Origin of the sequence: Curtobacterium sp. MCBD17_028 (genome assembly GCF_003234875.1) — a bacterium.
Taxonomy (GTDB): domain Bacteria; phylum Actinomycetota; class Actinomycetes; order Actinomycetales; family Microbacteriaceae; genus Curtobacterium.
Genome location: NZ_QKTQ01000013.1, coordinates 60,974 through 67,668, shown reverse-complemented (window position 1 = coordinate 67,668; position 6,695 = coordinate 60,974). Strand labels below are relative to the sequence as shown.

General features: G+C 72.6%; 7 protein-coding genes and 1 pseudogene. 6 read left to right on the top strand and 2 right to left on the bottom strand.

The genetic code is table 11. The features are described from left to right. A pseudogene (locus tag DEI86_RS16990) lies at window positions 1–408 on the bottom strand (hypothetical protein); the annotation flags it as partial. Between the two features lie 218 nt (window positions 409–626). Here DEI86_RS16990 and DEI86_RS13130 point away from each other — a divergent pair. Then, window positions 627–1,814, top strand: coding sequence for an MFS transporter (locus DEI86_RS13130; RefSeq protein ID WP_258376552.1), 1,188 nt, complete (start codon window positions 627–629; stop codon window positions 1,812–1,814). Window positions 1,815–1,857: 43 nt separating this feature from the next. Here the strand turns inward: DEI86_RS13130 and DEI86_RS13125 are convergent, their stop codons facing one another. Then, complete coding sequence (locus DEI86_RS13125; RefSeq protein WP_111037576.1) at window positions 1,858–2,301, bottom strand: MarR family winged helix-turn-helix transcriptional regulator; 444 nt, start codon at window positions 2,299–2,301, stop codon at window positions 1,858–1,860. A 59-nt stretch (window positions 2,302–2,360) separates the two neighbouring features. Between DEI86_RS13125 and DEI86_RS13120 the strand changes: the two genes are divergently transcribed. The 5 genes from DEI86_RS13120 to DEI86_RS13100 all read left to right on the top strand — a co-directional run bounded on the left by DEI86_RS13120 (window position 2,361) and on the right by DEI86_RS13100 (window position 6,692). After that, window positions 2,361–2,726: a VOC family protein gene (locus tag DEI86_RS13120; protein ID WP_111049822.1), complete on the top strand. Its 366-nt coding sequence runs from the start codon at window positions 2,361–2,363 to the stop codon at window positions 2,724–2,726. A gap of 147 nt (window positions 2,727–2,873) precedes the next feature. Then, window positions 2,874–3,386, top strand: a complete 513-nt coding sequence (locus DEI86_RS13115; RefSeq protein WP_220038145.1) for a hypothetical protein — start codon at window positions 2,874–2,876, stop codon at window positions 3,384–3,386. Window positions 3,387–3,544: 158 nt separating this feature from the next. Next, the gene (locus DEI86_RS13110; protein WP_111014220.1) at window positions 3,545–4,366 is read left to right on the top strand and encodes an ABC transporter ATP-binding protein; all 822 of its coding nucleotides are present in this window, start codon (window positions 3,545–3,547) and stop codon (window positions 4,364–4,366) included. Window positions 4,367–4,376: 10 nt separating this feature from the next. Continuing rightward, complete coding sequence (locus DEI86_RS13105; protein ID WP_111049821.1) at window positions 4,377–5,297, top strand: ABC transporter permease; 921 nt, start codon at window positions 4,377–4,379, stop codon at window positions 5,295–5,297. A gap of 282 nt (window positions 5,298–5,579) precedes the next feature. Then, complete coding sequence (locus tag DEI86_RS13100) at window positions 5,580–6,692, top strand: ABC transporter substrate-binding protein (protein WP_111049820.1); 1,113 nt, start codon at window positions 5,580–5,582, stop codon at window positions 6,690–6,692. The last annotated feature ends 3 nt before the right edge of the window (window positions 6,693–6,695 follow it).

The window sequence follows — 6,695 nt, the reverse complement described above, 5'->3', positions numbered from 1 at the left end:
GGTGGGGGACGGGTCCGTGACGGGTCCCGGGCCGGGCGTGGCGCCGTCGGTGGGCGTCGTGGGCGTGCTCGTCGGGGTGGTCGTCGGGACGTCGGTCGGCGCCGTCGTCGGGTTCGGCGCGCCGGTCGGCCCACCGTCGGCGGGACCGCCGCTGGCAGTGCCACCACCGGCGCTGCCGGGATCGGCGGAGGGCGCCCCGGTCGGGACGGCCGTCGGGGAGGAGGTCGCGCCTCCCGTCGGTGCGCCGGGGTCCGCGAGGGCGACCGTGCTGATCCCGGTCCCGGCGGCGGTGAGCGCCGTGACGACGAGCAGCGCGGCGACGAGCCGGGGGAGTCGGTGGTGAGGGCCACGACCGCCGGAGGTGCTGCGGTGGGGGCGCCGACGGGCGTGGCGGGATCGGGTGCGCATGCGGGCTGCCCCTCGGCTCGGGATGGCACCGGTCGACGACCACTGATGTCGACCGGGCACACTCGTACGCCGGATCCCCCCATGTGGCCCGCTCGGTGGGTGCGGACTGCACGTACATCGTACGCACATGTGAACTGTCCCCCGACAGTCCCCCGTTCGCGCCACAACGGTGGTGCCGGGGCGTCCTCCGGTCGGCCGGCGAGGGGCAGGCTGGTGGGGTGACCCAGCCCTCCCGGACCGGCATGACGACCGGTCGCACCCTCCTGTTCGCGATCGCGGGCGGCGCCGCCGTCGGCAACCTGTACTGGGCGCAGCCGCTCCTCGACTTCATCGCCGGGGACCTGCACGGGTCGACCTCGACCGCCGGGTGGCTCGTCACCGTGACCCAGCTCGGGTACGCCGTCGGGATCCTGCTCGTCGTGCCCCTCGGCGACGTGGTGGACCGACGGAAGCTCGTCCCGCTCATGCTCGTGCTGTCCGCGGTCGCCCTCGCCGCATGTGCGCTCGCCCCGTCCATGGCCGCACTCCTCGTGGCGCTCGCCGCGGTCGGGCTGACCACGGTGGCGGGGCAGGTGCTCACGCCGCTCGCCGGCGACCTCGCCGCCGACGAGCACCGCGGGCAGGTCGTCGGGACGGTGGCGTCGGGCCTCCTGACCGGGATCCTGGTGTCCCGGACCCTGAGCGGGCTCATCGCCGAGGTCGCGGGCTGGCGGACGATCTTCGTCATCGCCGCGGTCGCCGCCGTGGTGCTCGCGTTCCTGCTGTACCGGGCGATTCCGACGCTCGAGCCGAAGGCGCGCATCCGGTACCCGGCGCTCATCCGGTCCGTGTTCCTCGTGGTCGTCCACGAACCCGTCGTCCGGTGGACCCTCGCCCTGAGCGCCACGGGGTTCGGGGCGTTCACGATGTTCTGGACCGCGCTGACGTTCCTGCTCAGCGGGCCACCGTTCCACTACCCCGTGGTCGTCATCGGACTGTTCGGGCTCGTGGGTCTGGCCGGCGCGGTCGCGGCCCAGCGCGGTGGCCGCCTGCACGACCGCGGGTGGAACGTCCCCGCGACGGGCGCACTCTGGGTCCTCGCGCTCGTGGCGTTCGTCGTCGCGGGGCTCGGGGGACGGTCCGTCGTGCTCGTCCTGGTGGCGATCGTCCTGCTCGACATCGCGATCCAGGGGCAGAACATCCTCAACCAGGCGCGGATCTTCGCCGTCTCGCACGAGGCCCGGAGCCGGTTGAACACCGCGTTCGTGACCGGGAACTTCATCGGCGGGGCGATCGGGTCGGCGCTCGCCGGGCTGCTCTGGGACGACTGGGGGTGGACCGGGGTGACCGTCGCGGGTGCGGTGCTGGCCGGGTTCGCGCTGACGGTGTGGCTCGTCGGTCGGAGCGGTCCGTTGCGGGTCGGGTGAGGGCCTCCCGTCCGTGGTCGCGGCGCGCCGGTCGGTGCGCCGCCTACGCCTGGAGGCCCGCGATGCACCGCCGGAGCAGCGCCGCGAGTTCCTGGGGTTGCCGACCCGTGAGCTCCGCGGACATGCGGCGCTCGACGGCGCGGACGGCGGCGCTCGCCACGGCCAAGCGCTCGCGGCCGAGCGGTGTCAGCTCGGTCGGGAGTACCCGGCCCGCGGGGGCGACGGCAGGGCGGGAGACGTGTCCGTCGCGCTCGAGTGCCTGCAGCAGGACGTGCATCGCCTGCCGTGACACGAAGGCCCCGCGCGCCAGCTCGGAGTTCGACAGGCCCGGCCGCTGGGCCAGGAGTTCGAGGCACGAGTAGTGCGTGATGCTCATGCCGAGGGGCCGCAGGACCGCGTCCATCGCGGCGTGCAGCGCGCTCGACGCCTGCTTGAGCAGGTACCCCACCGACGTGTCGAGGTCGATGCCCTCGTCCGCTTGACTCATGTCAGTATTCTGACATAGCGTTGTTGTGTCAATTTCCTGACATCGAACGAGGAGAACACATGTCCGTCACCGGCCCCGACTTCATCTCGCTGCAGGTCCGCGACCTCGAACGGTCCGCGGAGTTCTACGAGCAGCACCTTGGACTGACCCGACAGCCCGGGCCGCCGCACGCGGTCGTCTTCGCCACCACGCCGATCGCGTTCGCGGTGCGGGAGCGCGTGCCCGGGTCGGGCGTCGCCGATGCGCCCGAGCCGGGTGTCGGCGTCGCGGTGTGGTTCCACGCGCCCGATGCGCAGGCGATCCACGACGAGCTCGTCGCGGCGGGCGTCCGGATCGTGGACGGACCCGTCGACGGCCCGTTCGGTCGTACCTTCACGTTCGAGGACCCCGACGGGTACCGGATCACGCTGCACGACCGGGCGTGACGGGCCTCCCGCGCGGGAATGCGCGCGTGGACGACGACGCGCGCGCGGCAACGACCGCCCACTTGTCGTCGGCGCGCGCACGCCGGTCGCGGGGAAGGGCCCGCGGCCGGTAACACGGGCGAAACCGACGCTCCCTACACTCGCCGCATGCCCCTGACGACGGCCGACGCCCGCAGCGAGTGGGGTCGGTTCGCCGAGGGGTCCGTCGAGCGGCGCATGCTCGTGGCCCTCGGGGACGACCTGGGGCTGCGCCTCCGGCCGCGGCCGATGCAACTCGACGAGCGCACCCGGGTCGAGGTCGAGGGCATGGACCCCGACGGCACGGTCGTCGTGCAGCTCATCGGCAACCAGGGCACGTACAAGCCCGCCTACCGGAACAAGGTCCTCGCCGACTGCGCGAAGCTCGCGTGGCTGCTCCGGAGCGTGCCCACGGCCGAGCGCGCCGTGCTCGTCGTCACGGGGCTGGTCGTGCAGGCGTTCGGTGGGTGGGTCGCCACGGCCGCGGCGGACCTGGGCATCGAGGTGGTCGTGTTCGACGGCGACCACGTGGTGCCGCTGGCGGAGCACCGAGCTGCGGCTCCGGGGCCCAGCGCGGCGGTGCCGGACCAGCCCGCGGCGGTGCCGGAGCAGCACCGGCCCCCGCGGCCGCCCGAGCGTTAACACGTCCGCAACACCGAGCGCCGCTCCACGAAACACGTGCTCGGTACGGTCGTCGTCGTAGCAGCGGATCTCCGCGTCGCAGACCTCGAACTCGCGACGCACGCTCTCCGCCATCCGAGAACGAGCATCCGTGCTCGGCGACGGCGTGGAGGGACGACATGACGACTGCGGTCGAGCTGCGGGACGCCCGCAAGGTGTACGGACAGGGACCAAGCGGGATGGTGGCGCTCGCGGGCGTGGACCTGACGATCGAGCCGGGGCGGTTCGTGAGCCTCATCGGCCCGAGCGGCTGCGGCAAGTCGACGCTGCTGCGCCTGGTCGCGGGCCTCGAGCCGGCGGACGACGGTGACGTCCTCGTCCACGGCGTGACCCCCGCCGAGGCGTGTGCCGCCAAGCTCATCGGCCTCGTGCCGCAGACCCCGGCGCTGCTGCCGTGGCTGTCGGTGCTCGGGAACGTGTCGCTGCCACAGCGGATCAACACGGGGGCGACCGCTCGGCGGCAGCGGATCGGGGACCTGGGCGACCGGACGACGACGAGCCCGGACGTGCGCGACCTGCTCCGCAAGGCCGGCCTCGAGGACGCGGTCGACAAGCTCCCCTCGCAGCTGTCGGGCGGGATGCAGCAGCGCGCCGCGATCGTCCGGGCGTTCGGCCTGCAACCGGACGTGCTGCTCATGGACGAGCCGTTCTCGGCGCTCGACGAGTTCACGCGCGAGAACCTGCAGGACCAGCTCCTCGACATGTGGGACGAGCTCCACACGACGGTCCTGTTCGTCACGCACTCGGTGTCCGAGGCCGTGCGGATGTCCGACGAGGTCGTCGTGATGGCACCGCGCCCGGGGCGGATCGTCGACACGATCGAGATCGACCTGCCACGTCCCCGCAACGAGCGCCTGTTCGCCGAGACCCGGTTCCACGAGTACGAGGACCGCATCCGCGCCGCCCTGCACCAGGCATGGCGCACGACGGACGCGGCGTAGGAGGCGCGGGATGAGCACCGAGACCACGGCCGCCACGACGACGAGCGCCGCCGCCGACGCGGCCGCGACCGGAGCAGGGGTCGACGGCACCACGGCCGCCGTCGTGACGGACCCGCCGGGGCCGGGTCGGACCTCCCGGCCGGGCGGACGTGCGGCGGGGTCGCGCCGCACCGCGTGGCTGCACCCCCGCGTGTGGCTGCCGCTCGTCGTCATGCTCGCGGTCCTCGCCGCGCTGTGGCAGTGGGGCGCGGCCGCGATGCCGTACCTGCTGCCGCCGCTGCCGGCGATCGGCGCGTCGCTCGCGACGCAGTTCCCGTACTACGTGCAGAACGCCGGGATCACCCTGCTCGAGGCGGTGATCGGCCTGGCGATCGGGTTCGTCGCCGCGTTCGTGCTCGCGGTCCTGACGAGCGAGCTCCCGGTGGTCCGTCGGGCGGTGATGCCCATCGCCGTCGTCCTCAACGTGACACCGCTCGTCGCGATCGCCCCGGCGCTCGTGGTGGCGTTCGGGTTCGGTCCGGCCCCGAAGCTCGTCATCACGGCGCTCATCTGCTTCTTCCCGATCCTCATCAACACCGCGGTCGGCCTCCGGTCGGTGCCGCAGCCGGTGTTGCAGGTGTACCGGACGATGAACGCGTCGCGGCTCGAACTGCTCGTGCACCTGCGGGTTCCGAACGCCATGCCGTACGTGTTCGCGGCGCTCCGGATCGTGTTCCCGCTGTCGATCATCGGTGCCGTCGTCGCCGAGCTGTCGGCGTCGGGGTCGACCGGTGGCCTCGGCACCGTGATCAGCACGGCGTCGTCGATGAACCAGCTCGCCGTGGTCTACGCCGCGATCGCGATCCTCGCCGTGATCGGGGTCCTGCTCCTGGCGGTCATCACCCTGGTGGAGCGGCGCGCGCTCCGCTGGCACGCCGGGTCGGCCGGCTGACCGCCGCCGACTGACCCCGGCCGGGGACCTCCAGCCGGGAGGCCCAGCCCCCGCCGCATCGCCTCGCACGTCCCACAGACCCTCTCGCGCTCGACGCGACCGTCCGCCCGCCGCACCCCGGCGGCGCCGGCCGCGCCGTGCCTCCCGTCCCACCGCACCAGACGCACCGCCGCACCAGACGCACCGCCCCACCGATTCAGACGCTCCGCCGCACCAGACGCACCGCCCGTCCCGTCGCACCACCCCGCACCCACCCCACCCCACCCACGCAAGGAGTGACCCATGCAGCACCGCCGCCTCGTCGCCGGTCTCGCCGCACTCGCCGCCACCGCGTTGAGCCTCGGGCTCGCCGGATGCAGCACGAGCAGCGCCGCCGACACCACGTCGTCCTCGACCTCGGCGATCTCGTCGAAGCGCTGTGCCGAGAACAAGGCCGCCGGCCCGATCACCTACCTGTCCGGCTACCAGTACCAGTCGTCGGCATCGATCCTCGAGTACATCGCCGCGAGCAAGCTCGGGTACTTCAAGGACCTGTGCCTCGACGTGCGCCTCAAGCCCGGCAGCGGCGACACCGCCCAGAACACGAAGCTGCTCGCGAGCGGTCAGGCGAGCATCTCCGCGATCGCCGAGCAGGACCTCATCCAGGCGCGGGCGAACGGCATCGACATCACCGGTGTCTCGTCGTACTCGAACGCCGGACTCGACATCCTCATGACGAACAAGGACATCACGAAGCTCACCCAGCTCGACGGCAAGGTCGTCGGCAACAAGGGCTTCGTCCCCGCGGCCGTCGAGGCGATGATGATCAAGGCCGGCGTGGACTGGAAGTCCCTGCAGCAGGTCAAGGAGGGCTACGACCCGACCGTGCTGCCCCGCAAGCAGGGCGGTCTGGAGGCCCTCACCGGCTTCATCTCGAACGAGCCGAACCTGCTCCGGGCAGCGGGCGACCCGGTGACGGTGTGGCAGCCCGTCAAATACGGCATCCCGTCGTCGATCGGCGCCATGGCCGTGAACCCCGCGTTCGCGAAGGCGCACCCGACCGCGGTCGAGGACGTCCTCCGCGCCGCGATCCACGCGTACCAGTACTGCTCGTCGAGCGACGCCCACGTCACGCAGTGCGTCGGGTACGCCGCCGACCTGTCCGGCGCGACGTACGACAAGGCCCAGAACGCCAAGATCTGGAAGACCGAGGTGACGACCATCGCGGACAACCCGACCCCCGGACAGCCCCTCGGCGGGATCGACCCGGCCAACGTCACGAAGCTCGTCGCGATGCTCCACCAGTACGACATCGTCCCCGGGTCGGTCACGGCCTCGGACGCGAAGGGCTGGTTCGACGACCGGTACGTCGACGCCATCTACCAGGGCGGCAAGCTGGTCTGGCCGGCACCGTAGCCG